Annotated in this window: 24 protein-coding genes and 2 pseudogenes; 24 read left to right on the top strand and 2 right to left on the bottom strand. The window is 41.7% G+C overall.

What is annotated here, in order from left to right:
- Nucleotides 1-88 precede the first annotated feature (88 nt).
- Genes ACP7A0_RS02860 through ACP7A0_RS02850 form a run of 3 tightly spaced genes read left to right on the top strand, consistent with a single transcriptional unit; the run spans nucleotide 89 to nucleotide 1,715 of the window.
- Nucleotides 89-514, top strand: a complete 426-nt coding sequence (locus ACP7A0_RS02860) for a DMT family transporter (protein WP_060596692.1) — start codon at nucleotides 89-91, stop codon at nucleotides 512-514.
- Between the two features lie 13 nt (nucleotides 515-527).
- Complete coding sequence (locus ACP7A0_RS02855) at nucleotides 528-1,208, top strand: Crp/Fnr family transcriptional regulator (protein ID WP_426004184.1); 681 nt, start codon at nucleotides 528-530, stop codon at nucleotides 1,206-1,208.
- Between the two features lie 21 nt (nucleotides 1,209-1,229).
- Nucleotides 1,230-1,715: a DMT family transporter gene (locus ACP7A0_RS02850; RefSeq protein WP_034660841.1), complete on the top strand. Its 486-nt coding sequence runs from the start codon at nucleotides 1,230-1,232 to the stop codon at nucleotides 1,713-1,715.
- A gap of 10 nt (nucleotides 1,716-1,725) precedes the next feature.
- Here the strand turns inward: ACP7A0_RS02850 and ACP7A0_RS02845 are convergent, their stop codons facing one another.
- Nucleotides 1,726-3,132 (bottom strand): phospholipase D-like domain-containing protein, encoded by a 1,407-nt coding sequence (locus ACP7A0_RS02845; RefSeq protein WP_060596476.1) that lies wholly within the window; start codon nucleotides 3,130-3,132, stop codon nucleotides 1,726-1,728.
- Between the two features lie 159 nt (nucleotides 3,133-3,291).
- Between ACP7A0_RS02845 and ACP7A0_RS02840 the strand changes: the two genes are divergently transcribed.
- The 5 genes from ACP7A0_RS02840 to ACP7A0_RS02820 all read left to right on the top strand — a co-directional run bounded on the left by ACP7A0_RS02840 (nucleotide 3,292) and on the right by ACP7A0_RS02820 (nucleotide 7,888).
- Nucleotides 3,292-4,068, top strand: a complete 777-nt coding sequence (locus ACP7A0_RS02840) for a MurR/RpiR family transcriptional regulator (RefSeq protein WP_426004182.1) — start codon at nucleotides 3,292-3,294, stop codon at nucleotides 4,066-4,068.
- Nucleotides 4,069-4,198: 130 nt separating this feature from the next.
- On the top strand, nucleotides 4,199-5,113 hold the full coding sequence (gene pfkB, locus ACP7A0_RS02835) for a 1-phosphofructokinase (protein WP_060596475.1): 915 nt from the start codon (nucleotides 4,199-4,201) through the stop codon (nucleotides 5,111-5,113).
- Nucleotides 5,114-5,126: 13 nt separating this feature from the next.
- Entirely contained in the window at nucleotides 5,127-6,542 is a 1,416-nt protein-coding gene (locus ACP7A0_RS02830; protein ID WP_106031140.1) for a PTS fructose transporter subunit IIC, read from the top strand.
- 15 nt (nucleotides 6,543-6,557) lie between these two features.
- On the top strand, nucleotides 6,558-7,016 hold the full coding sequence (locus ACP7A0_RS02825) for a PTS sugar transporter subunit IIA (RefSeq protein WP_106037277.1): 459 nt from the start codon (nucleotides 6,558-6,560) through the stop codon (nucleotides 7,014-7,016).
- Between the two features lie 2 nt (nucleotides 7,017-7,018).
- Nucleotides 7,019-7,888, top strand: coding sequence for a class II fructose-bisphosphate aldolase (locus tag ACP7A0_RS02820; protein ID WP_034660835.1), 870 nt, complete (start codon nucleotides 7,019-7,021; stop codon nucleotides 7,886-7,888).
- Nucleotides 7,889-7,927: 39 nt separating this feature from the next.
- Here ACP7A0_RS02820 and ACP7A0_RS02815 read toward each other — a convergent pair whose 3' ends face one another.
- A complete protein-coding gene (locus ACP7A0_RS02815; RefSeq protein WP_060596472.1) occupies nucleotides 7,928-9,448 on the bottom strand; it encodes an MDR family MFS transporter in 1,521 nt (506 codons plus the stop codon).
- Between the two features lie 169 nt (nucleotides 9,449-9,617).
- Here ACP7A0_RS02815 and ACP7A0_RS02810 point away from each other — a divergent pair, with 169 nt between their 5' ends.
- The 16 genes and pseudogenes from ACP7A0_RS02810 to ACP7A0_RS02735 all read left to right on the top strand — a co-directional run bounded on the left by ACP7A0_RS02810 (nucleotide 9,618) and on the right by ACP7A0_RS02735 (nucleotide 26,566).
- On the top strand, nucleotides 9,618-10,037 hold the full coding sequence (locus ACP7A0_RS02810; RefSeq protein ID WP_058015696.1) for a MarR family winged helix-turn-helix transcriptional regulator: 420 nt from the start codon (nucleotides 9,618-9,620) through the stop codon (nucleotides 10,035-10,037).
- 205 nt (nucleotides 10,038-10,242) lie between these two features.
- The gene (locus tag ACP7A0_RS02805) at nucleotides 10,243-11,844 is read left to right on the top strand and encodes a ribonuclease YeeF family protein (protein ID WP_426004178.1); all 1,602 of its coding nucleotides are present in this window, start codon (nucleotides 10,243-10,245) and stop codon (nucleotides 11,842-11,844) included.
- Nucleotides 11,845-11,860: 16 nt separating this feature from the next.
- The gene (locus tag ACP7A0_RS02800; protein WP_334749324.1) at nucleotides 11,861-12,160 is read left to right on the top strand and encodes a contact-dependent growth inhibition system immunity protein; all 300 of its coding nucleotides are present in this window, start codon (nucleotides 11,861-11,863) and stop codon (nucleotides 12,158-12,160) included.
- A gap of 526 nt (nucleotides 12,161-12,686) precedes the next feature.
- Nucleotides 12,687-13,391, top strand: a pseudogene (locus ACP7A0_RS02795) (pre-toxin TG domain-containing protein); the annotation flags it as partial.
- A 12-nt stretch (nucleotides 13,392-13,403) separates the two neighbouring features.
- Nucleotides 13,404-13,562: pseudogene (locus ACP7A0_RS02790) on the top strand (RNase A-like domain-containing protein); the annotation flags it as partial.
- A 355-nt stretch (nucleotides 13,563-13,917) separates the two neighbouring features.
- Nucleotides 13,918-14,877: a DNA cytosine methyltransferase gene (locus ACP7A0_RS02785; RefSeq protein ID WP_426004175.1), complete on the top strand. Its 960-nt coding sequence runs from the start codon at nucleotides 13,918-13,920 to the stop codon at nucleotides 14,875-14,877.
- The gene (locus ACP7A0_RS02780; RefSeq protein WP_340876075.1) at nucleotides 14,877-15,824 is read left to right on the top strand and encodes a HaeIII family restriction endonuclease; all 948 of its coding nucleotides are present in this window, start codon (nucleotides 14,877-14,879) and stop codon (nucleotides 15,822-15,824) included. The genes ACP7A0_RS02785 and ACP7A0_RS02780 overlap by 1 nt, the downstream gene beginning before the upstream one ends.
- 537 nt (nucleotides 15,825-16,361) lie before the next feature.
- Entirely contained in the window at nucleotides 16,362-18,434 is a 2,073-nt protein-coding gene (locus ACP7A0_RS02775; protein ID WP_426004483.1) for a BglG family transcription antiterminator, read from the top strand.
- A gap of 15 nt (nucleotides 18,435-18,449) precedes the next feature.
- The gene (locus ACP7A0_RS02770; protein WP_034660831.1) at nucleotides 18,450-18,716 is read left to right on the top strand and encodes a PTS sugar transporter subunit IIB; all 267 of its coding nucleotides are present in this window, start codon (nucleotides 18,450-18,452) and stop codon (nucleotides 18,714-18,716) included.
- A 25-nt stretch (nucleotides 18,717-18,741) separates the two neighbouring features.
- The gene (locus tag ACP7A0_RS02765) at nucleotides 18,742-20,004 is read left to right on the top strand and encodes a PTS ascorbate transporter subunit IIC (RefSeq protein ID WP_034660830.1); all 1,263 of its coding nucleotides are present in this window, start codon (nucleotides 18,742-18,744) and stop codon (nucleotides 20,002-20,004) included.
- Between the two features lie 17 nt (nucleotides 20,005-20,021).
- Nucleotides 20,022-20,714: a D-allulose 6-phosphate 3-epimerase gene (gene alsE, locus ACP7A0_RS02760; RefSeq protein WP_426004172.1), complete on the top strand. Its 693-nt coding sequence runs from the start codon at nucleotides 20,022-20,024 to the stop codon at nucleotides 20,712-20,714.
- A 182-nt stretch (nucleotides 20,715-20,896) separates the two neighbouring features.
- The gene (locus ACP7A0_RS02755) at nucleotides 20,897-21,937 is read left to right on the top strand and encodes a LacI family DNA-binding transcriptional regulator (protein ID WP_106061892.1); all 1,041 of its coding nucleotides are present in this window, start codon (nucleotides 20,897-20,899) and stop codon (nucleotides 21,935-21,937) included.
- Between the two features lie 216 nt (nucleotides 21,938-22,153).
- Nucleotides 22,154-23,410 carry an ABC transporter substrate-binding protein gene (locus ACP7A0_RS02750; protein WP_426004170.1) on the top strand — a complete coding sequence of 419 codons (1,257 nt, stop codon included), beginning with the start codon at nucleotides 22,154-22,156 and terminating at the stop codon, nucleotides 23,408-23,410.
- Between the two features lie 30 nt (nucleotides 23,411-23,440).
- Nucleotides 23,441-24,373: a carbohydrate ABC transporter permease gene (locus ACP7A0_RS02745; protein ID WP_060596464.1), complete on the top strand. Its 933-nt coding sequence runs from the start codon at nucleotides 23,441-23,443 to the stop codon at nucleotides 24,371-24,373.
- On the top strand, nucleotides 24,373-25,203 hold the full coding sequence (locus ACP7A0_RS02740) for a carbohydrate ABC transporter permease (RefSeq protein ID WP_426004168.1): 831 nt from the start codon (nucleotides 24,373-24,375) through the stop codon (nucleotides 25,201-25,203). The genes ACP7A0_RS02745 and ACP7A0_RS02740 overlap by 1 nt, the downstream gene beginning before the upstream one ends.
- 31 nt (nucleotides 25,204-25,234) lie before the next feature.
- Nucleotides 25,235-26,566, top strand: coding sequence for an alpha-glucosidase/alpha-galactosidase (locus ACP7A0_RS02735; RefSeq protein WP_426004166.1), 1,332 nt, complete (start codon nucleotides 25,235-25,237; stop codon nucleotides 26,564-26,566).
- Nucleotides 26,567-26,820: the final 254 nt, after the last annotated feature.

The following is a 26,820-nucleotide window of genomic DNA, read 5'->3' as shown; positions in this document are numbered from 1 at the left end:
ACGCAAAGTGGGACATATGTCCTTTTCAATAGATGGGCATGTATCATTTAATGGAACTAGACTGAAAAAAGAAGGAGCATTTGAACGAATGAAAGGTGTTATTTTCGCTTTATTAGGAGGCGCTTGCATTACACTGCAAGGCGTGGCCAACGCAAGAATCAGCCAGGATATCGGCACATGGCAGGCAGCAACTATCACACAGCTAACCGGTTTTATCATCTCGCTTGTCATCTTACTGATCGTTCGAGACGGGCACTTCAGGGAATATCAAAAGGTGCGGCCACTTTATTTAATAGGCGGCGCATTTGCAGCCATTATTATTTTTAATGAAGTCACCGCGATTCAAATGATCGGTGTCACACTCACCATCGCAGCGTTACTTATTGCACAGCTTGCTTTTACCTTTGCAATCGATGCAAAAGGATGGTTTGGTGTACAGAAGAAGAAAATGAAATGGCCTCATTATGCAGGAATTTTACTGATGGTCGCAGGCGTGATCATTTTAAAGCTATAAAGGAGGGCGTCAGATGGAGGAGCTTTATGATGAACCTCTTTTTGCCTCATATATGAAGGCACATCAATTAGAAAACGTCTTTCATCAAAAGCTCATATCACACGTGAGCTTGTGGCGCTATGAGCAGGGTGAGCTCGTTTGTTCAAAAGGGGATAAGAGGGAGTACCTGTACTTGTTAGTGAAAGGAAAATTAAAGATTTTCACGACCACAAAGGAAGGGAAGACCTTTATTCTTAGCTTTAAACATCCCCTTGAAGCGATTGGAGATATTGAATACGTTCAGCAGACGGATATGGTCAATACAGTCGAAGCTGTCACAGAAGTACATATGCTAAGGGTTTCTCATCAAGCGCTCATGCGCCATGAGAAGGATGACCCACGCGTGTTAACCTTTCTGCTAAAAGGCATCACAAACAAATTTTATACAAAATCAAACGATTTGAGTTTCCACCTTTTATATCCTGTGGAGGTCAGGCTTGCAAGCTACTTATTGTCTGTTGTAACAAATGATGACAGCGCGAGCGCCCTTCGTCTCACTGATGCGGCAAGCTTAATCGGTACAAGCTATCGTCATATTAACCGGGTCATTCAGCAATTCTGTGAAAAAGGGCTGATAGAGAGGCGTAGAGGAGAGATTACGATTTGTGACCGGAAAGGGCTCCTAGAAATAGCAGGGCACAATATTTATGAATAGAAGAAATGAAGGGATTTATATATGATCATAGGAATACTATTAGCTATCACTGCTGGCGCACTCGTCAGCTTACAAACCATTTTTAACAGTAAGGTCAATGAGCATACAGGCTCTTGGTCAACTACAACCCTCGTTCTTGGAATGGGCTTTATTGCTTCACTCCTGATGGGTCTCTTACTAGAGGGAACTGGCATGTTTCAATTAAGACATATGGAAGCTTGGTACTGGATCAGCGGAGCCATTGGGGTAGGAGTGGTCATTTGTCTTGTTCAGAGTATCAAACGTCTTGGACCGACTTATGGCATCTCGATTGTCCTCACGTCACAGCTGGGCTGCGCTCTTTTGTTTGATTCGCTTGGCTGGCTTGGGTTAGAAAAAGTGGCATTTTCTTTTACAAAACTATTAGGAGTCATTGTGATTGTTGCTGGGATCTTAGTGTTTAAATTGACCAAATTGGAGTCAGCAGAAAAAGATCAATCGCAAGAAAAAGGGCTGCCACAAGAGTAGCCGCCCTTTTTTAAATCAATCGCCGCCATAATACCGTTATCGCGGATAATCCATTTAAAAGGAGCCTTTTCATCAAAGGCTTTTTTTTCTGCCCATATGCGCTCGCATGATAGGCTGTTCGGTCTTTAGCAACGAGATTACTGTAGGCGATTTTTCGTTCGATTGCCTGTGTAAGTGATAACGCAAACGGGGCACTGTCAATCACCAAAATCGACTCTGTGTTTAAAAAACTAGACCTCGCATCTAAGTTATATGTCCCAATAATACTCAAGTAATCATCAATCACCATTGATTTCCCATGAATGGAATAGGGGCCTTCATATTCATACAAATGAACGCCTGTTTTCATCAGTTCCTTTTTCGTGCTTAAATATCCAGCAAAGGCTAACGGATTTGGTGTCGCTGTAAGAGAATTCGTGACCATTGTCGTTTGAATCTCACTACCTAAGGGGGTGAGTCCGGCTTTCATTGGGCGTGTTGGGATGACATAAGGCGTTTGTATAAGCACAGAACGCTTTGCCCGGTGCGCAAGATCGTTCAGTTTTTTCAGCACAAGCGGCCGCTTATTGAAGCGTTCCACAGGATTTGTGAAAAAGGCAATCTGTTTCACTGAAGTGGCATCTGCTGCCCAATCAAAGGAGGACATCACAAAAGGTTCTTTTGTGCGCACTGCTTCTTGATAGGATCTGAGCAGCTGTTTTCTAAGCTTTAACCCTTTTTTCGCTTTTGGCTTGGAGAACACATCTTTTGTTCTTTTCGTAAAATCATGATTCCATAGATAAACGAAATATTGCTCCATTTCATCTAATACTTTTCCCTTTTTGGCGTTATAGAGCAGCACATCGCGGTCAAAAGCAAAGTCTTTCGGCGGCTGATCTGCAAAGTATTTATCACCGATATTTCTTCCGCCCATCACAGCCACTCGGCCATCTGCTAGTAGCAGCTTATCGTGAAGCCGATTATGCCACGTCCATGGCTTGAACAAACGAAAGGGCTCATAAAAACGAATCGACATGTTCGGATGATTTGCCACCGCATAGCGCAAATGCTTCAGCGGCCCGCGCAAACTGTGACAAATGCCATCTAACAACACCTGGACTTTCACACCTCGATCAGCTGCTTCAATTAAAGCACCTAGTACCCATTCGGCTGTTTTTCCCTTTTGAATGGAATAGTAACTGAGACGGATCACCTTCTTTGCCTCACGAATCATTTGGATTCTAACCTGACCAGATTCAAACCCATCGTCAAGAAGCATCACTTGATTTGTCCCCTGATCGTCTCCTGAGATAGAAGAGGCTTTATAAATACAATGTTCTTTGCATGTTTTTCGTATCGGTAAATAAAACAAAACAAATGCGGTCAAAAATACATAGACGACATAGAGAAGGATGAGAAAAAACAAGAGATGAAGCATAGGTATCAGCTCCTTTCACACAGACACAACTTTTCCTTAGTGTATGTCAAAAATCAAATTTCACTCATTTTGGCTTTCCATCAAAATATATGACAAAAGAATCACCTTGTTTTTATTGGGTATTTAATTATAGTATGAAATGAGTAAGGGGGAATCGAATTGAATGAACCACTATTTAACATTCCAAGCGATGTGTATCAAACGTTAAGTGAAACAGAACGTTATTTACTCCATTATATTCACCAGCATCTAGAGGATATCTCCACCTTATCCATCGTCACATTAAGTGAAAGAGCGAATGTGTCGACAGCCACAATTGTCAGATTGATGAAAAAAATTGGTTACAACGGCTATACTTCCTTTAAGTATCGATTGAAACAAGAAAAGAAAATGACCGATGTAAGTGATCAGCTAAAAAACATCGATGAAGACATCAAACTAGCGATTCGGAAAAATGAAGAAGAGGTTTTAAAGACGATTCAGCTGCAAAGTATTGGGCAAATTGAAGATGCCGTTCAAAAAATACATAATGCGGACAAAATTTATATTTTCGGCAGAGGGTTCTCAGAGATGATTGCTAAAGAAATGACCATCAAATTACAGCTCATCGGAAAAACATGCGAAGTACACGACGACCCGAATATCATTCGGCTGAAATCACGAGATATTGGTAAAAATGAACTTGCGATCTTTGTTTCATTAAATGGCGAAACAGCAGAGCTCGTTGAAGCGTGTCAAAATCTCAGCATGAAGCAAGTCACAACCATTACCGTCACGACAAGAATAGATTCTACATTAAGCAAAATATCAGATATGACTCTAGTCGGATATAAAGGCGAACAATCTTTCTTCCCAGATTATGAAGTCAGATCGCGCCTGTCTCTTCATGTCATTGCCCGCATTTTACTAGATGCCTATGTGATCCGAATGAAATAACCGCTTAAGAAGCCTTCGAGACTTTGATCTGGAAGGCTTTTTATCATGAAAACCTTTACACAATCTGAAAACATTTTCACTCCATCGTATGAGATACTTTCTTTAGAGAAAAGAAAGAAGGTGAAACCAATTGATTTATACCTGCACCTTAAATCCTGCTATTGACCTATATATTGCATTAAAAGAAATGAGGGCAAATGCAGTCAACCGCACAGAAGATGAAGACTATCAGCCGAATGGCAAAGGAGTCAATGTCTCCATTATGCTAAAGAAATATGGATTCACCAGCACTGCATTAGGATTTATTGCTGGGTTTTCAGGCTCTTATATTGAACAATCCTTAAAGGACCTTTCCATTCAAACCGATTTTATCTCGGTTGAAGGAATTACACGCATTAATGTTTTTATTAATACGACAGAAGAATACAAGCTCGTGAACCAAGGACCTGCGATTGAAGCAAAATCGCTTCACGCCTTTCGTGAAAAAATAGCGGCCATCCCGCAGGGGGGCATCCTTATCATGTCAGGCAGCCTGCCAAAGGGCGTACCCGCCAGCATTTTTTCAGAAGTAGCAGCTATTTGTCATCAGCACAACGTCAAATTTATTTTAGACACAAGCTCCGCAGCAGTTCTTGAGACGCTTCAATACAAGCCGTATTTATTAAAACCGAATGAAGAAGAAATCGCTGCTTTTTTCGGCAAAATACATCCTATGTCAGAAAAAGAACTCATTCAATCAGGAGAAAAACTCATTGAGATGGGTGCAGAGCAAGTGCTTATTTCCCGCGGAGGAGAAGGGGCTTTGTTCATTACGAAAGACGTCATCTTAAAAGGAAACGCACCGACAGGCACTGTGGTAAACACAGCTTGTTCTGGAGATGCAATGCTCGCAGCCTTTCTTAGTAAACAGCTTGAAGGTCATTCACCTGAAGAATGCTTACGTTACGGCATTGCAACGGGCGCATCTACTGCATTTTCTAAAGGCTTAAGTGATTTACATGACATTCATTCATTAATTGAGCAAGTACACATTCACAAGATATAAGGGGGAATCAGATATGAGCCGTAAAAAAATTGTCGCTGCAACTGGCTGTCCAACAGGCATTGCACACACGTTTATGGCAGCTGAGGCATTAAAAATAGCTGCTGAGCAATTAGGGGTCGACATCAAAGTCGAAACGCATGGTCAAGTAGGAATTGAAAACGCTTTAACCGATCAAGACATTCTGGAGGCCGATGGGGTCATTGTCGCAGCTGACAAAGATGTGAATACAGATCGTTTTCACGGCAAACCACTGATTGAAGTGCCTGTAGCGAAAGGCATCCGCACGCCAGAAGAACTGATCCAAGGCATTATCAATGGAGATGCACCCGTTCATCAAGTGAAAGGAAGGGCTTCTGGGACGGAGAAAACATCTGCTCCTTCATCCTCTCAACAAAAGACGACGAATAAGTGGATACACACGATCTACAAACATTTAATGAACGGTGTATCACACATGCTTCCATTTGTCGTTGGAGGCGGAGTCTTAATTGCTATTTCTTTTCTATTCGGTATTTACTCAGCTGATCCTCAGCATGAAACGTATCATCCGTTTGCTGCCTATTTAAAAAGCATTGGTGGACTCGGCTTTAGCTTAATGGTGCCTATTTTAGCAGCATTTATCGCTGATTCAATCGCCAGACGCCCAGGGATGGTTGTCGGATTTATCGGCGGCCTGCTTGCAAACGACGGTGGCGCTGGATTCTTAGGTGGTATTATCGCAGGTTTTGCAGCAGGATATATCATCGTATTCCTTCAATTCCTGCTTCAAAAATTACCTGCATCACTTGACGGTTTAAAATCAATCTTCATCTATCCTGTTATCGGTATTTTCTTGATTGGAGCTGTGATGACACCACTATTAGTTCCGATCACAGGCCTAAATAATTCATTAATGGATTTTCTCTCAGCTGTTCAATCCACGAACCCGCTGCTCTTAGGTTTAATTGTTGGAGCGATGTGTGGATTTGATATGGGAGGTCCTTTTAACAAAGCAGCCTATGTCACAGGAACGGCTTTACTTGCACAAGGCAACCTTTACTTCATGGCAGGTGTGTCCGCAGCATGTATCACGCCACCACTTATCATTGCGATTGCCACAACGATTTTCAGAAAACATTTCACACCGCAGGAACGAAATGCAGGGGCAATCAACTATATTCTAGGGGCGACACATATTACAGAAGGTGCCATCCCATTTGCGGCAAAAAACCCGATCGTTGTCCTGCCAATTATCATGTTTGGCTCAGCCATCTCTGCTATATTGACGTATCTATTTGGCGTACAGGTTCCAGCTCCACATGGTGGATTCCTTGTCCTTCCAGTCGTCACAGGTGCATTTCAGTGGGTACTATCCATACTGATCGGATCACTTGTAGGTGCCATTCTATACGGACTTTACCGTAAAAAAATAGACAAACCCGCAGTTTAATAGGGAGGAAGAGAAATGATGGAACATATCTATATGAATCTTCATGAAACAGCTTCTTCACAGGCTGGCGTTTTCACAGCCATTGCTGACATTGCCTACAAAGCAGGTATTTGTACATCAGCAGAGGATGTCAAAAAAGGCTTAGCTGAAAGGGAAGCACTGAGCACGACTGGATTTCAAGATGGATTTGCCATTCCACATACACAAACAGAAGCCATCACAAAACCAGCACTCGTGATCGTCCGCACGGAAACAGGCATTGAATGGGACGCTTTTGATGGGAAGCCATGCTTTTTCTTCTTATCCTTACTGATCCCCAAAAATGAAGCGGGCACCACTCATCTAAAGGCTCTTTCTGCCCTTTCACGAGGATTAATGGATGAAGCGAAACGACAAAAGCTACTGGAAACAAGAACAAATGAAGACATGCTTACTGTTTTAGAAACAGATATTTTAACGAGAGAGGATGTTTGATCATGCCTTTACTTTCAACAACACCGATGCTTGAGGCTGCGAAAAAAGAAAAATACGGAATCGTTGCATTCAATGTACATTCCTTTGACAGTATTTATTGGGTGCTCGAAACGGCCGCAGAATTAAAATCACCTGTCATTTTGCAAACAACGGTTGGAACGGTTCAATCACTTGGAGCAAAAGCGATTGCAGATACAGTCAAAGCGGCGGCTGATCAATATCAAATCCCAATCGGTCTGCACCTTGATCACTGCACGGACTTTGATGTGATTCTCACCTGTATTCGAGCGGGATATACATCCGTCATGATCGATGCATCCATGCATTCATATGAAGAAAATGTACGCCGCACAAAAGAAGTCGTAGACCTCGCGTTAAAAGTAGGGGTGAACGTCGAAGCAGAATTAGGCAAGGTAGGCGGCGTAGAGGATGATATCGTCGTCGATGAAAAGGATGCTGAAAAAGCCATTCCATCAGAATGCCGTCAATTTGTAGAAGAAACTGGGGTACCTACTTTAGCGCCTGCGATTGGTACCGCTCACGGCATTTATAAAGGGGTACCGGATATTGACTTTGACCGCATTGAACAAATTGCAGCGCTGGTCGATGTTCCCCTTGTGCTGCACGGCGGTTCCGCTGTACCGGATGAGGACGTCAGACGATGTGTAGCACTTGGTATGGCAAAGGTCAATGTCTCTACTGAATTGAAAAATGCGTACTCTGAAGCCATCCGTGATCATTTCTCAAACGAACCTGAAAGCTTAGATCCACGTATGTATTTACAAAAAGCAAAACAAGCAGCAAAAGACATGGTCACATCGAAAATACGGATCGTTGGCAGTGAGGGCAAAGCCCATCCTCTATATCAGTGAAACAAAAAAGCAGAGCGGCTTAAGCTCTGCTTTTTCACATTATTCGTTTTCTTTCATTTCATTTGATGTGCGTACTCGTGCATTTCCCATAAATAGGACCGTAATCGCTGCAAGGGCAATAGGAAACAACGCAATCAAAAACACGTACGTAATACTTTGTGACATCGCATCGATGACTTTATTTAAAATATCAGGCGGAATTTGTGAGCGAGCACCTTCTTGAAAAATGGCTTGTGGATCGCCTATTTGAGAAGGGGCTCCTTTTATTCCGCTAAAGGCATCTGCTAAGCGATTCGTTAGGACATTGGTTTGAATCGTCCCAAAAATCGTGACACCAAGCGTCATCCCAAGTGATCTCATAAATGAATTGGTTGAGTTTGCACTGCCTCGGTAACGAGGGGCAAGATCATTCATTGAAGCTGAAGGCAGAAGGGAGAAGCTAAAGCCGACGCCAAAGCCTGATATCATCATAAAGAGTGTAAGCCACAGTCTAGCTGTATCTGGTGACATATTGGCAAGAAGCAGCATCCCAGCAAAAAATGAAATAACAGAGATCGTCATAAGACGTCTGAAAGGCACTTTCGTCTGCATCGTTCCGCCAATCATACTGCCAATCACAGATCCTATCATCATCGGTGTTAAAATAAACCCTGCACTTGTCGCAGATTCACCATACACCGCTTGCACGAAAATAGGAATAAAGACGGCAAGAATAATAAATGTCCCCCCATATAAAAACGCCAATATTTGAGATGTCGCAAATAAACGATTTTTAAACATCCAAAAAGAAATAATCGGTTCCTCCGCTTTACGCTCAACAATAAAGAAGATGGTACCAAACACAAGAAACACGGCAAAAAGTGTGAGGATTTGCACCGAATCCCACGCATAAGATTTACCGCCAAGCTCAAGTGCGAACATTAAGCTCACAACTGCCACGACAAGTGTAATAGCACCTGACCAGTCAATTTTTTGCTTGCGATGTTCCAGCGATTCATGATAGTATCTGGCGATCAAGAACACACTAACAATACCGATTGGCACGTTAATATAGAAAACCCAATGCCAGCCGATCGAATCTGTGATAATAGCTCCTAACAGTGGTCCTAGTACACTCGATAAACCAAATACTGCACCAAACATACCGGACATTTTTCCGCGCTTTTCAGGCGGGAAGATATCAAAGATGATCGTAAACGCGATCGGAAGAAGGGCACCGCCTCCAAGCCCTTGAATGGCCCGGTAAATAATGAGCTGATCCATCGTTTGTGCGATACCGCACAGCGCTGATCCAATTAAAAAGAAAATAAGTCCAAACAGAAAAAAACGCTTTCGACCATACATATCAGAAAGCTTTCCGTAAATCGGCATTCCAGCCATTACTGCCACCATATAAGAAGCCGTCACCCAAGCAAATTTATCAAAACTGCCCAAATCTGCTACGATGCTTCCCATTGCTGTTGCAACAATGGTATTGTCCATCGCCGCCATAAAAATCCCTAACAGCAAACCGATGACAACAAAGCGAGTGGATGCCTTACCTTTATCCACATGATTCATTTCATTTACCTCCTGCTTACGTTCTCTTCTTATTTTTGCTATGATCAACTTAACCATAAGTAAGAGAACATTTATCTTGATGATCAAGATAAATTGATTTTAAAGGGAGGAGAACAAGTTGTCAATAAAGAACGACGCTGAAGACAGAGCAGACCTGATCATACATACAATGAGGCGCCTCGCCACACGAACGGTTTTATTCCATCAAGCGGCCGCGCAATCGCTCGGCCTTTTCCCAACAGATCTCAAATCAGCCGATTTATTAAACGAACTCGGTCCTCTCACAGCAGGAGAATTAAGTGAAAAAACAGGTCTTAGCTCAGGTGCGGTCACAGCTCTGATTGACCGCCTTGAAAAAGCGGGCTACGCCAAAAGAGAAAAGGACCCAAAAGACAAACGAAGAGTTATCATCGTTCCATTAACGGCAGGGAAATCACAAGTAAAAGAACTTTTCCAATCCTTATCGGCATCAACTAAACAGCTCACAAACGAATACAAACGAGAAGAATTAGACTTAATCATTCAATTTATTACCGAAGCAGCAGATATTATGGACCAAGAGCTGCAATTGCTTAAGTCTAAGTCTTAAGAGAGCACAATGTTAAGGGTGTGCTTTTCTTTGAAATAAAATAGCGAGGATATGATTCTGATCATTTACATATTAAGTACTGTTTTTGTATCTATATTCCTATTTAATGACAAACTTTGTGTTGGTAAAATTGACCTTGTCAATGAATAGGAAGGAGTGAATTCTTCTGGGGAAGATACTTGATGCAAAAGCACTAACAAGTGCCATGGACGCAAGGGCAAAACACTACCAGGAACTCCGCGAACAAATGGTAGATTTAAAAAAAGCATTACAAGGTGTTTCTAATCTCGGTGACGACTTCACTGGGAGAGGTGCCGATAACATTAAAAGCTTCTACAAAGAGCTGGCTGGAAATGTGGACATGTTTATCAGCTTCATTGATAAGCAAAAAGCCTTTCATGAAGGTGTTTCTGGGACACTAGATGATACAAGCTTTGGCGGCGATACCTTTGTAGAAGAACACTTTTTAGACAACGCTGTACATATGGGCATCAAAAACGCCAAAAGCATTGTAAAGGATCAAAAAAAGGCACTCAAAACCACTTTTCAAGACATCGACGACCTCATTTCCCTAGAGGTATTTGACAGCAAAACCTTTGATGAAAAAATTGCAAATGCAGAAGATGAACGAAAAAAGACAGTAAAAGACCTAAGAGAGCTTGATCAAAATTTAAAAGATGAATATGCTTTATCAGAAACGGAGCAGCAAGCTACAATGGCATTGTACGCAGAAATGATGAATGCGACAAATGATGGAAAAGCCATTTCGCCGATGAATTTTGACAAGAAAGCGTATCAAAATAGCGAAATCTACAAGGCAAAAAGCGATATTGAGAAGCAAACTGCTGAATATCTCAAAATCAAAAAAGAACAAGAAGAAGCCCGCAAGATCGCAAAGGAACAAGAAACCCTCGCAAACCGTCCTTGGTATGAAAAAGCACTCGACTATGGCGGGAACATCGTGAATGAGCTGACAGGTGTGAACGATGCAAAACGCGCCGCAACAGGCGTTGATCCAATCACAGGGGAAGAACTCACCGCAGGACAGCGGGTCGCCGCAGGCGGCATGGCAGCGGCAGGTTATATCCCAATCGTCGGCTGGGCAGGACGCATTTTCAAAGGCGGGAAAGCCGTCTATAAAACGACTCAAGCCACCTCAGCCGCAGTACGAGCAGTCGACATCTACAAGACCTCGCAAAAATCCTTTGATGCCTTAAAAACATCCCAAAAAGGCTTATATGGCCTCACCGCCACCAACGGTTTCAGTGAAGCAATTACAGGTAGAGACATGCTTGGGAATAAGGTCTCGAAAGAACAGCAGGAAGCGAGTCTAAATGCAACTCTCGGAATGCTTTTACCGTTTGGAGCAAAAGGGTTTCATGGTAAGATGGGAATCAAGAAAGGTGAGAAAAATTCTTTATCTCCAGGTAATGGATTAGCTACACATGAATCCAGAGGTGGGCACTTAATAGAGAGACATGTTGGGAAAACAGATGAAGAACTATTAGAAAGGCTGAAAAGTAATCCAAAAATTACGGGTTCTTCTACTTTTAACGATAGAATGACTGCAGAAAGAGTTGCTGATTCAGTTCTGGGTGATCCTAAGAGTGTTGATAAAATACAAAAGTGGTTATCTGACCCCAACAGTAGACCTACATTACCATTAAAATATAAGGGTGATGGAGAGGTAATTGGCAGAAGTGTTTCGAGAAATTCAGAAGTAGTCGAGAATGTTACAAATGCAAAAATTATACTGAAAAAAGATGAGAATGGCGGTTTTATTTTAACGGGATACCCTGTTAAATAGAAAGAAGGATGATAAAATGAATGAGAGTTACAGTTATTTAGAGGAGTTAGAAGATTTTTTAGGTGGGACATTTCATCAGGATATCGATTCACCAGAAGAAGCGTTAGAGGAGTTTATTCATGAAGCTACTAAAGAATGTCTGCTCTCTACTATAAAGGATTGTCAGGATTTTTTGAATGGTACTTTAACAATAGAAGAAAAAGAAAGCTTTATCGAAAGTAATGCAGAAATCTATTTTCCGGCGATCTCATTAAACCCTATACAGTGGTTTAATAAAATAATAGAGAAAATGGAAGAAGCAGTGAAAATGAAGTAACAAAATGAACCTTGATTGGCTAGTGCCTTTTAAGGTTTTGTTGTGTTTATTGGACTTCATACCGAGAAAAAGGGGAACTTTTTCCTTTGTGGATCATCGTATGATAGAGACAAGCAAAACGAACGTGAATATTTTGTCCAGAAGGAAGAACCTGCGGACGCTGATCATTGAGCACTTTAAGTGCCATGGTTGGTGTCCGCTTTTTTTATTGGGAGAGGCGTCTTTCCCTTATTTCCCTTATCAATGCCGTATCTAGATATGGAACAAAGGTGTTGAGAAATGTGACCATACGAAAGGGACATTCTGAGCCTGGATATCAGCTAGTCTGCGGCAGCCGTATCGAGGACAGTTTTTCATTTTACTTGATGATTGACTGTACTACTTGGTATCCTCTCGGAGTGTAGTCATCATTTAAAAATCTATTTAAGCGAATAGCGTAAGGTGGTGCTTATTCGACAAGGAGCGAGTAACATGAAACTCAGGGGTTCTGTTCCTAAAGAGACAATGAAGCAATTGAAAAGTATTGCAGCTTGATCAAAATTTAAAAGATGAATATGCTTTGTCAGAGACTGAGGAGAAGGCTACAATGGCATTGTACGCGGAAATGATGAATGCGACAAATGACGGAAAAGCCATTTCACCAATGAGTTTTGCCAAAAAAGCATTTCAAGTTAGTGAAATCTACAAGGTAAAAAGCGATATTGAGAAGCAAATTGGTGAATATCTCAAAATCAAAAAAGAACAAGAAGAAGCTCGCGAGATAGCAAAGGAACAAGAAGCATTCGCCAAACGTCCTTGCTATGAAAAAGCCCTCGATTATGGCGGAAACATTGTCAATGAGCTAACAGGTGTGAATTGCCACAACGGGCATTGATTCAATAACAGGCAAAAAGCTTACTGCAGGCCAGCGAGTCGCCGCAGCCGGCTACATCCCTATCGTTGGTGGGCAGGTCGCATTTTCAAAGGCGGAAAGACCGTCTATAAAACGACTCAAGCCACATCAGCTGCAGTCAGAGCAGTCGATGCAAAAATCATTTGACTCCTTAAAAACAGCTCAAAAAGTTTTATATGGTCTCACCTCAACCAACGGCTTCAGCGAAGCGATTACGGGTCGAGATATATTTGGAAATAAGATCTCGAAAGAAAAGCAGGAAGCAAGTATGAATACGGCACTCTCGGAATGATTTTGCCGTTTGGGGCGAAAGGGTTTCATGGGAAGATGGGAATCAAGAAAGGCTAGAAAAATTCTTTATCTCCAGGTAATGGATTAGCTACACATCAATCCAGATGTGGGCACTTAATTGAGAGACATGTTGGGAAAACAGATGAAGAACTATTAGAAAGGTTGAAAAGTAATCCTAAAATTACGGGTTCTTCTACTTTTAATGATAGAATGACTGCTTGCTGAAACGATTTTATGTTAGTATCTCTAACAATAATTATAATATAAAATGAAACTAGAAACTTTCTATCTAATCTTCTCCTACTTGATATTGAATAATGTTACATAATCACCAGAAGCCCGAAATTGAGCCAGTTGAGATTGTAAATATTTATATATACGAACATACAATCTAACTAAATATGGACAATCTGGGGAGCCGAGGAAGCTCCTTTTTTTATTTTTACAAGCTTGGTCATATATAGTAAAATAAGAACAAAGGTTCGCATGGTGAACAAGCTTAATCATTCCAATTTTAAGTGGTTGGATAAGCAGATAAAAAAAGATATAATACAAGTTATGAGGTGTAAATAATATGAAGAAATTTAAAGTTGTCTCTTTATTTTGTGGGGCTGGTGGTCTAGACTTAGGATTAGAAGCAACTGGAAAATTCCAGACGGTCTTTGCCAATGATATGGACAAGGATGCTTGTAAGACTTTTTCGAAGTGGTCTGAGGCAATTGTAGTACCTGGCAAAGTTGAAAATATTAGTGCAGATGAAATTCCAGATGATATTGACATTGTTACCGGTGGATTCCCTTGTCAAGGATTCTCGGCGGCTGGTCCACGTCAAGCTCTTGATGTACGAAATAAACTATATTTAGAACTTTGTAGAGTTGTAGAGGCTAAGCAGCCGATTGGATTTCTAGCGGAAAACGTTAAAGGACTTACAACAATGGAAGATGGCCTGATCTTAAAGAAAATTGTTGAAGACTTTAGTTCAAAAGGTTACAACTTGTATCACCAAGTTCTTAATGCTGCCGATTATCAAGTTCCACAGGATCGTGAACGAGTAATTCTAGTCGGAATCAGACAAGATATTGATAAAGGGTTTGAGTTTCCCGAGCCTACTGGTCGAGTTACTCTTAGAGAGGCAATCGGACATTTTCCAGAACCAAATTCAAATGATGTTTGTCAAGATCCATATTCATCAAGATACATGAGTCGAAACAGAAAACGTGATTGGGATCAAGTGAGTTACACTATACCAGCAATGGCTAAACAAGTAACACTACATCCAAGTTCACCAGATATGACTAAACTTGAAAGAGACTTATGGAAATTCGGTGAAGGAACAACAAGACGATTCAGCTGGCAGGAGGCTGCGGTTGTTCAAACATTTCCAGAATCTCTTGTATTTGAAGGGGATTTAACGAGTAAGTATAAACAGATTGGAAATGCTGTTCCGCCGAAACTTGCCGAAGCCGTTGGATACAAATTTGCCGAAGCCCTCGAGAAAGCCTTAGAAAGAGAGAAAACGAAGGTAGTGATTTAATGGCAAGTCAAACAGTAAATGGAAAGGCCCTAGAGTTTGCATTTTTACAATCTCTTGATCAATCTTTAAATGGACGAGCTAATGTTCAAGTAATTGGATCTCCTCAGTTACAAACAGCTCATAACGCTTTTTTATCACTTCCACAGACGGAACAACAGAAAATGAGTGAAGGTGCTGACGCAGGAATAAATACCATTCTTCAATTAGAGCCACGTTTAACTAATGGCAATGGAAATTTACAGCTTTCAATATTACCTGATTCAGCAGGTCAAGCTGGTGATGTTCGTGACGTGCTAGCTGTTAGGAGCACTGAAGGTTGGGAGATAGGAATCTCTTGTAAGAATAATCATGCTGCTCTTAAGCATTCACGATTATCAGCAACAATTGATGTAGGTGATTCCTGGTTTGGTTATAATTCAACAGTTGATTATTTCCGCCAAGTAGTACCAATCTTTGAAGAGCTTAGTAATTTAAAAACGCAAGGTACGTTGTGGAACCAGATTCCTGATAAGGCTACTCGATATTATGTACCCGTCCTTAATGCGTTAATCGATGAATTAAGGAGACTAGATGGGATTTATCCTGACCAGATTCCTCAAAGATTATTGACGTACTTATTGGGACGACACGATTTTTACAAGGCGATTGTTAAAACTGGTCGCAGAACAACCGAGCTCCAAGGTTTCAACTTACAAGGGACATTGAATCAGGGATCTCCTGGTGTAAGACCAACTCTAAGAATGCAGCAATTCAGACTACCAACAAGATTTTATGATATTCATTTCAAACCTGGATCAGATAACACGATTTTAATTGTTCTTGATGAAGGTTGGACAATCTCTGCTCGTATTCATAACGCTAGTTCCAGAGTTGAAGGATCATTGAAACTTGATGTTCAACTCGTAGGATTACCACCAAACCTATTCAGACAGACTTTAGGCTGGTAATGATTTAAGGAGTCCATAATGGGCTCTTTTTATATTGCCTAGAGTTCCATATTTCTCACCCTATCGAACAAGATCTCATTAAACCCTCTACAGTGGTTTAATAAAATAATTGAGGAAATGAAAGAAGCAGTGAAAATGAAATAACAAAACGAAATTAGAATTTTTTTACATAAGAAAGAACCTGCGGACACTGATCATTGGGCACTTAAGGTCTTGATTGGTGTCCGCTTTTTTTGGCGGCGATGATGCAGTACATATGTGTGAATCAAGAATGCCAAAAGCATTGTGAAGGATCAAAAAAATTCAAAAAGATTTTTCAGTACATCCATGACCTCATTACAAACGTTTTCTATCACATAAAAGAAGACAAAGGGTTCTTTTTGTACAAATCTCAAAGCACACTCAAGCGGGTGTGCTTTTTCTTATGGCAAAAGAGCACCCAAAAGCTGCACAGCATGCGCTGAAGACATTTGGGCTTCTTTGACGCATGTGAGTTGATTAGACTTATAACCAAAGGGAAGAAGGGAGGAATTCCAACTGTATTTAACCAAAAGGGGCACGACTTTACTATCAATGCTGATTCACACGACATCTTATTTATCAATTGAAGATTTACAGAATCGACTGAATGTCTCTACTCGAACCGTCTACTCTGAAATCAAACGCATGAATAGCTGGCTGGAAACTCAGCAGCTGAGTGGTATTCAGCGAAAAGATCAACTTGGCTACTACTTACACCCACATGAAAAAGAAGTCATTATTCAAAAAGCGAACACCATTCTCGTTGGCCATGATTATGAACCATGTGTAAAGGAAAGAAGAGCCATCCTGCTCTTATCCATTGCATGCAGTGAGAAACGCCTAAGAATTGATGATTTTATGAAGATGACCAAAGTGAGCCGGAATACATTGCTTGAAGATATGAAACAGCTAAAAGAAGCACTTTCAAAGCAGCAGCTTATCCTCCACTATCAGGCAGCCTGCGGCTATTTGATTTCAGGAGAAGAAAGAGCGATTCGATTGGCGCTGAAACCTTATATTCATTCCATTCGCACAATGATAAAAAACGAAAAAGCGTTTCCACCTTTTTGGTTAAAGGGGCCAATTTCATATAAACGGTTAAAGCATCTCCTCGAGCAGTCAGAACAAGAGCTTAAGCTCGAGTTTGCAGATGACATGCTGGATCAGCTGTCTTTGGATCTCTTTTTCTACTTTAAGCGGATGAAGCTAGAACGTGCTGTACACCTTTCAAACGAAGAAAAGCGTACATTGCAGGAAACAGATGAATGCTTTGCGGCTATTCGTTTCATGGCACGAATTCAAAGAGAAACGGGCCTTCATGTTCATGATGATGAAATCTATTTTCTTACTACTCTATGGCTCAGCGCCAAGAAACAAAAGCTTCCATCAAGTAAAAAACCAGAAGAGCATCTCATTCGCACCATTGCCAGACAAATGATTTTTGACTTTCAGCGGTATGCATGTATTTCCTTTCAAGAGTACGAAGCCTTGGAGCAAAACTTGACCATGCATCTCATCCCGGCCTATTACAGACTCGTCTATCACATTGATATCAACAATGAATTAACAGAATCTATTAAAAAAGCACAGCCAGAGGTGTTTGAAATCACTCAAAAGGTCGTATGCCATTTAGAAAAGGCGACCTGTTCAAAGATCAGCGACCATGAAATTGCATATGTGGCGATGCATTTTGGTGGTTGGATGAGAAGAGAAGGGATTTCACCAATTGTGCGGCGTTCTGTATACATTGTCTGCGGCGAAGGAATTGGCACAAGTCACATGCTGAAAACACAGCTTATCGAATTAATCGGTTATATCGAAGTACGTGAACTATTATCAAAGCGTTCATATGAAGAAATGTCATCCATTGATGTCGACTTTGTTGTGTCAACAACACCTATTTCGTTTAAAGGAAAACCTGTTCACCTCGTTCATCCCATTCTCACTGCCTATGAGAAAAAAACCTTACTTCAATATGGGGAAGGTGCAGAAATCAGGCTTGATGAGAACAATGTGGACGCTTTATTCAACATCATTCAGCAGCATACCATCATACAAAATGAAAAAGCACTGCTTCGTGATCTTAAAGAGCTACTTCATCCCGCATATGTATCCCATCAGAAAGGGTGGAAACCAGTGTTAAACGATTTATTAACAGAAAAAACCATTCATCTCCAGCAAACAGCAGATACTTGGCAAGAGGCCATCACAAAAGCAGCGCAGCCTTTACTCGATCAAAATGCCATTCAGAGAGGTTATGTGGAGGCCATGATTCAGTCTGTGCATCAAAATGGACCTTATATTGTGATTGCACCACAAGTAGCCATTCCGCACGCCAGACCAGAGGACGGCGTGAACAAATTAAGCATGTCACTCATGTCATTTGAACCGCCCGTTTTTTTCTCTAAAGATGGAAAAAAACAGGTTCGTCTCATCATTGTGCTAGCAGCCATTGACAGTATGACCCACTTGAAAGCACTCAAACAGCTGACCATGCTGTTAAGTGATGAAAAACGGAGAAAACAACTGGTTGAAGCAAAGGAATTAGCATCGGTGCAAAAACTAGTTGATCAATTTTCACAACTATAAAGGAGGAAAAAGAGAATGAAAAAAATTCTTGTTGTGTGCGGAAACGGATTAGGAAGCAGCTTTATCGTAGAAATGAATGTCAAAAAAGCATTAGAAGAGTTAGGACTTGTAGCTGAAGTGGATCATACCGATCTCAGCACAAGTAAAAATGAACAGGCCGATCTATATATCGGAGCAACAGACATTATCGACCAGCTGGATGACGGCACAAGAAAGGTCGCTGGATTAAATAACTTGTTAGACCAGGAAGCCATTAAAGACGTCCTTCGTAAACACATATAAGCCACAAAAAAGGGGGATTCACATCATGATAGAACTGATCATGAACGATATATTGGGCACACCGGCAATTCTCATCGGTTTGTTTGCACTGGCCGGTTTACTTTTGCAGAAAAAATCAGCCGCAGATACCGTGTCAGGCACCTTGAAAACAACCATGGGTTTTTTAATATTAGGAGCGGGCGCCACGGTCGTGTCTGATTCACTTGGAGTTTTTCGAAAAATGTTTGAAGCAGCCTTTCACATTCAAGGGGTTGTCCCAAATACAGATGCCATGGCGGCCATTGCCCAAAAGGAATTCGGTACACAGACGGCTCTCATTATGATTTTTGGCATGCTGGTCAATTTGTTATTGGCAAAATTCACGCCCTTTAAATACGTCTTTTTAACAGGGCACCATACCTTGTATATGGCTGCAATGCTCGCAGTCGTTCTCTCGACAGCCGGAATGCAAGGAGGATTTCTTGTGACCACCGGTTCGATTATATTAGGAACAGCTATGGTCATTGCACCGGCTATCCTTCAGCCATTCACAAGGAAAGTCACAGGAAGCGATGATCTCGCGCTCGGACACTTCAGTACCTTCGGTTATTTTACAGCGGGAATGATCGGCAAATGGATCGGTCGTCCAGAGAAATCAACGGAAACCATTCAAGTGCCTAAATCACTCGGCTTTCTAAGAGATACATCTGTTGCCATTTCGATCACGATGGCTTTGCTGTTCTTTGCGATTGCACCGTTTGCAGGGATTCCCTTTATAGAACAAATTAGCGGGGGCACGAACTTCGCTGTCTTCATTCTCATTCAGGCTATTACCTTTGCCGCTGGTGTATACATTATTTTAGCCGGGGTGAGGATGGCAATCGGTGAAATCGTGCCTGCTTTTAAAGGGATTGCCGATCGTTTTGTGAAAGGGGCAAAGCCGGCACTTGACGCGCCAACCGTTTTTCCATTTGCTCCAAATGCAGTCATTATCGGTTTTTTATGCAGCTTTGCAGGAGGCATCGTATCCATTTTTCTTTTACCTTTGTTTGGTTTAACTGTCATTGTCCCTGGTCTTGTCCCGCACTTTTTTTGCGGCGCTACAGCAGGAGTGTATGGCAATGCAACAGGAGGCGTAAGAGGTGCTGTCGCTGGGGCCTTTGTGAATGGATTGCTTCTTTCCTTTTTACCTGCTTGTTTATTACCTGTGTTAGGAACCCTTGGCTTTGAAGGGACAACTTTTGGAGATACAGACTTTGGTATCATCGGAATCTTGATTGGATTGATCAAGCTTTTATTTCAACTCTAAAAAGGAGGAGCCTCAGAATGACAGCCATTTTTTCACCTTCATTGATGTGCATGGATTTAACGCACTTCCGCGAACAAATTCATATACTCAACACAAGAGCAGATCGATATCATGTCGACGTCATGGATGGTCATTACGTGAAAAATATCACCTTATCGCCCTTTTTCATAGAACAGCTTCGAAAACTGACAGATAGACCAATTGATGTTCACCTTATGGCGGAATACCCCCAAGAATTTTTAATCGATGCCTGCATTGATGCAGGCGCAAGCATGATCTGCTTACACCCAGAGGTCGTGCAAAGAGACGTTTTTAGAATCATTCGGCATATCCATCAAAGAGACTGCAAGGTCGGCTTTGTCTTAAATCCCGCCACACCAATTGCGGTGTTAAATTCCTTTATACATTTAATAGACCGAGTGACGATCATGACGATCGATCCAGGCTTTGCTGGACAGCCTTTTATTAAAGAAATGCTTCGTAAAATCAAAGAGGTGAGAAAGATAAAAGAGCAAGGAGGATACTCATTTTCAATTGAAGTAGACGGCTCTTGTAATGAGAGCACGTTCCGGCTGCTTGCTGAGGCTGGAAATGAGATCTATATCATCGGCAACTCAGGTTTATTTGGACTTCACAATCAACTCGATAAAGCTTGGGAGACAATGAAGCAATTGTTTGCAAAAGAAACAGCCTCAATTGAATCATGTTAGTAAAAGAGGATGTAATCCATCCTCTTTTTTACGCAATTTTACTAAAATACCGCAATCTCACCAAAACATACCCGAATACAAAATAAAAAATTACAAATCCACAATTGAAAGCGCTTTACTTATATGTTATCCTTCAAATATCTTTAGTAAATATTTAGTCAAAATCTAAGAGGAGTTTGCCTATGACCACACTCAAAGATATTGCCCATGATGCAAAAGTGTCCGTATCCACTGTATCCCGTGTGTTAAATGGCGATCAAACACTTGCCGTTTCACACGCAACAAGACAAAACATCCTCGACATTGCAAAGAAGCTAAACTATACCCCAGTGAGAGCAAGAAAAGCCGATCAAGCAGAAGAAAAACCTCCATCTGAATCCCCAGTCATCGGTATCGTTGTCGCTCAATCCATTGACGAAGAATTAAATGATCCCTTTTTTTCATCGATTCGAAAAGGAATTGAAAAAGAATATGCCAAACAAGGGCTGTCCACCCTCCATACCTTTCGCCTGAGAAGCATGGACAAAGGGGCGATGCTAAAGGATATTGACGGTTTGATTGTCATTGGACGAATCAGTCCCGATACAGTTGAAAAAATGACAAACCGAATGGAACACATTGTTTTTATTAATCATTATGCGGATGAAGATTTGTATGATTGTGTACATGTTGATTTTGTAAGAGCGGCAGATCGAGCAATTCGCCATCTGCAATCGCTTGGCTATACACATCTAGGCTATATTGGCGGAAAGGAGCGGGAGCATTATTTCGAAGGAAACGCTGTGATTGAGGACGAAAGGCAAACGACGTTTATGAGAAGAATGCAGGAGGCGGGATGTCTTCATCTGGATGACATCCACATTGGGGAATACTCCATGCAAGAAGGCTATACGCTTATGCAGCAAGCCATTAAAAAAGGAAACCTTCCACAAGCCTTTTTTATCGGAAGTGATTCAATGGCGATCGGTGCAATGCGTGCGCTCAACGAAGCCGGTCTGCGTGTTCCTTTCGATGTATCCATTGTTGGGTTTAATGACATTGAAGCTGCTTCATTTTCAAGTCCGCCGCTTACAAGCGTAAAAGTATATACAGAAGAAATGGGGGAAGTCGGCTTGAAGCTTTTGCTTGAGCGAATAAACGGAAGAAAGCTCCCTCTAAAAGTCGTCGTGCCAACAAAACTCATCGAACGGGGCAGCACATGTCTCATCCATGAAAGGGGGTGAACCAAGATCTCAGCAAACAAAAAAGAGACAAAAAAGCAGAAAGCAGCTGCTCAGCATGATGGCCAGATCATGCTAAGAACAAGGCAGCCTGCCGTTATGCTCTCTTATCTCTTTGAAAAGAATAGAATTCCAGTATAATGGACTTCTTTTGTTTCCGCAACTGCATGAATTCTACCGATTATCGTCTGAATTTTCAGTGATCAAAAGGAGGAAACCATGAATAAAAAATTCATGCTGCTGACTGCGGCCTTTGTCTTGACCATTCTTTTGTCTGCTTGCGGCAATAACGGTACGTCCGAAGCAAACGGAAAGGTCACCCTGACTCTCTTTTCGACGATGAGCAACAGCGGGGAAAGAAAAGCATTTGAAGAAGTGATTCGTGAGTTTGAAAAAGAGCATCCACATATTCGAATCGATGCCAACTTCCCGGGCAACAGCTATGAAGATATGATTCGCGTCAAAATAGGGGCAAACGATATGCCGGATCTGTTTGACACACATGGCTGGGCCAAACTGCGCTATAGCGAGTATGTGGCTGATTTAAAAGAGATGGATTGGGTCAAACAGCTTGATCCATCTCTCGATCAGATTTTAAAGGACCAAGATGGCAAAGTATACGCGTATCCGCTGAATCAAGCAAAAGACGGGCTTAGCTTTAATGCCAATCTATTAAAGGACTATGACATTGAAGTCCCTAAAACACTTGATGAATTAAAATCTGCTTTGCTGACAGTTAAAGAAAAGAGCAAAGGAGAGGTTGTGCCGCTCTGGATACCAGGAGGAGATAACTCAAATATCGCCCAAGTCTTTGATGAACTAGCCACACCTTTATTAATCACCGATCCAAAACATCAATACGGAAAAGAACTTGAAAACGGATCTTTTGATTGGTCTCACTATACACCGCTTGCACAGTTCATGAAGGAGCTGAAGGATCAAGATTTTTTAAACAAAGATGTCCTGACAGCGAAACTATCTCAAGCACCTGAACTGATGGCACAAAACAAAATAGCCTTCACCTTTGTCGGAGGTTCTTTAGGACCTGAAGCGTCAGAACTCAATCAATCGATCAAAGTAGGCACGATACCTGTTCCTGCCATTCATGAAGGAGATGAGCAAAGCTGGATTGGGGGAGAACGATTTACTGTCGCTGCCTGGAAGGACTCCAAGCATCTAAAAGAAGCAAAACAATTCATCGATTTTCTCGCAAAGCCTGAAAATGCGGAAAAAATCGCAGAAGGCACATCCTCTGAAGCAGCCTTAACGCATGTAAAAGTGAAAAACTATTACTCTACGTTTTACGATCAATACGAACAGGTGAAGATTGAACCTTACTTCGATCGAAAATACTTACCAAGCGGAATGTGGGCTGTCATGGCAACGACGGGTCAAGAATTATTAGCAGGCTACATCACACCAGAACAATTATCGAAGAAGATGGAAGAGGAATATAAGCGTCTGAAAAAACAATAGCAGGCCCATGCTGAAACAGGAGTGAAGCCAATGAATGACATCACAAAAGCAAAGCAGCCAGCCGCATTTACCTCTTTACCAAAACAAAAGATGCAAAAAAGCCGGAATTCATCACTTTGGTGGATGTACATGCCAGCTGTACTCGTCGTCAGTACCTTTATCATTTATCCTTTTTTGAACGGCATTCAGCTATCTTTTACGAATTGGAACGGGTTCTCACAAACTTATGAATGGATTGGGCTTGATCAATATAAACGTCTGCTTCAAGACCCAACGACATGGCTTGTTGTCAAAAACACGCTTCTCTACGGAATTGGGAGTACAATCTTACAAAATATCATTGGACTTGGATATGCTCTCTTATTAAACCAAAGTTTAAAGATAAGAGGCATCACAAGGACGGTGATCTATCTACCTGTCATGATCAGTCCGATTGCCATGGGCTATATTTGGTATTTTGTGTTTGCTTACCAAGGCGGTGCCTTAAACGATGTGGTGACATTTTTTGGATTTGACCAAATGAATGCGCTTGGCAATCCGCAATTAAACACATGGATCATTGTGCTTGTCAACACCTATCAATTCGTCGGAATTGCGATGATCATTTATTTAGCAGGCCTTCAAAGTATTCCTAAGGATTATTATGAGGCGGCACAATTAGACGGCGCATCAAGCCTCCAGCAATTCAGACGGATCACATTGCCGCTGCTTATGCCGTCTATCACCATTAATGTTGTGCTTAACGTCATTGGCGGGCTGAAACTTTTTGATGTCATTGTGGCACTAACAGGCGGCGGACCTGGAGATTCCTCGCAATCGATGTCGACCTTTATGTATGATCTGTATTTCAAACGTCAGGATGCAGGCTATGCAGCAACGCAAGGAGTCTTCATGGCGGTCATCATCCTTGTCATTAGTGTCGCAGCACTGATTTATTTCAAACGAAAGGAGACCGAGGTGTGATGGATAACGCCTTTAAACGCAAAAAGAGATGGTACACCTTCCTCGCACTTTTGGTGACATTGCTTCACCTCATTCCATTTTATATCTTGGTGACGACATCATTAAAGGGGATAGGAGATTTCAGTTCAAAATGGCTGTTTCCGAAAGTGCTCCATCTTGAAAACTTTCGCACGGCATGGACAGAGGCTCAGCTTGGCCAGTCCTTTTTGAATACAGTGATGATTACGTTTACCTCCGCTGTATTACTCATCATACTTGGATCTCTTGCAGCCTATCCGCTCGCAAGAAGAAACACAAAGCTAAATAAAGCAGTTTATGTTTTATTCATCACCATTATGGTCATTCCACCGCTCACAGCCCTTGTCCCGCTCTATAAAATGGTCGTTCAAATCGGGATGATGAACACCTATCAAATCGCTATTTTAAATAATGTCGCTGCTTTTTTGCCGCTAACCATTTTCTTATACGCAGGCTTTATCCGGTCGACCATTCCAAAGGAGCTTGAAGAAGCAGCCCGTATTGATGGAGCGGGGACACTCAGAGTTTTTTTCACTGTCGTTTTTCCTCTTCTGAAGCCCATTACCGCTTCTGTTTTAATCATTGCCTGTGTGTATATTTGGAACGACTATCAATTTGCCATCTTCTTTTTGCAAGATAAAGAAATGCATACACTCACAGTCGCCTTATCCCATTTTTTTGGTCAAAATCAGCATCAGCTCCAGCTCGTTGGTGCCGCTGCGCTCATTGCGATGCTGCCAATGGTTACGATGTTTTTACTGTTGCAAAAATATTTTATCGCAGGGCTTTCACAAGGCTCTGTCAAAGGGTAGTTCAATATGGATGTAAAAAGGAGAGTCGTCAATGTCTAAAATTACATTTATCGGTGCAGGGAGTACCGTGTTTGCTAAAAATATATTAGGAGATTGTTTGTTCGTCCCTGCACTTAGCGGCTTTGAATTCGCATTATATGATATCGACCACAACCGGCTGAATGAATCAGACACGATGCTTCGGCATTTAAAAGAGAACTACGGTGCAAATGTGACCATTAAGCCCTATCACAACCGAAAAGAAGCCTTAAAGGATGCGAAATATGTCATCAATGCCATCCAGGTTGGAGGCTATCGGCCAAGCACTGTGATTGATTTTGAGATTCCGAAAAAATACGGATTAAGACAAACGATTGCGGATACGGTTGGCATCGGCGGCATCTTCCGCTTCCTTCGAACAATTCCTGTGATGTTTGATTTTGCAAAGGAGATGGAAGAGGTTTGTCCAAATGCTTTATTATTAAATTACACAAATCCAATGGCCACACTGACAGGTGCGATGCTGCGCTATACACCGATTCAAACGGTGGGTCTTTGTCATAGTGTGCAGGTGTGTACAAAGGATCTATTTGAATCACTTGAAATGGATCATGAAGGCATTGAAGAAAAAATTGCCGGCATCAACCATATGGCATGGTTATTAGAGGTGAAACGGGACGGAAAAGATTTGTACCCAGACATCAAAAGAAGAGCGAAAGAAAAGCAGCAAGCGCGGCCCCATGATATGGTACGTTTTGAGCTGATGGATAAATTCGGCTACTATGTCACAGAATCCTCAGAGCACAATGCCGAATACCATCCTTATTTTATCAAAGCACGCTATCCAGAACTGATCGGTCAATTTAACATTCCGCTCGATGAATACCCGAGACGCTGCGAGGAACAAATCAACAACTGGAATACAATGAAGCATGACCTTGTGGGCAATACACAGATCACACATACTCGCTCAAAAGAATATGGTTCTCGTATCATTGAAGCGATCGAAACGAACGTTCCCTTTAAATTTGGCGGGAATGTGCTGAACACAGGAGGACTCATTCACAATCTGCCTGAAAAAGCGTGTGTCGAAGTACCATGTGTTGCAGATCGCAGCGGCATCATGCCTTGCTATGTCGGAGAGATCCCTGAACAATTGGCTGGACTCAACCGGACCAATATCAGCTCACAGCTCATGACAATCGAAGCAGCAATTAGCGGCAAAAAAGAGCACATTTATCAAGCGGCATTACTTGATCCACACACAAGCGCTGAACTATCCATTGATGACATCATCAAATTATGCGATGAACTCATTGAAGCACATGGTGATATGCTCCCGCATTTTGCAGAACCGAATCAATATGCTGCATCAACTAAATAAAAGAAAAGAACCAGCCTCTACCTGATGCAACGCGCATCAGGTTTTTCTTATGTTGCAAAAAGAGGATTGACTGAAAGTGTTTTTAATATTATGATTTTTCTACAGTTACCCAATAGTTTATCAAAAATATACCATGAATAAATCACATTCCGGAATCATTTCTCACAAACAAATCGATGGGCGGCAACCTTTCACACTTTAGAGCAAGCTCTTTATCACAACGTAAACCAAAACATCAGTTTCATTTGACAAAG

Source organism: Bacillus sp. DWP3-1 (assembly GCF_049896565.1).
Taxonomy (GTDB): domain Bacteria; phylum Bacillota; class Bacilli; order Bacillales; family Bacillaceae; genus Bacillus.
The sequence above is the reverse complement of the archived record's forward strand: the minus strand, read 5'-3'. Positions and strand labels throughout refer to the sequence as shown.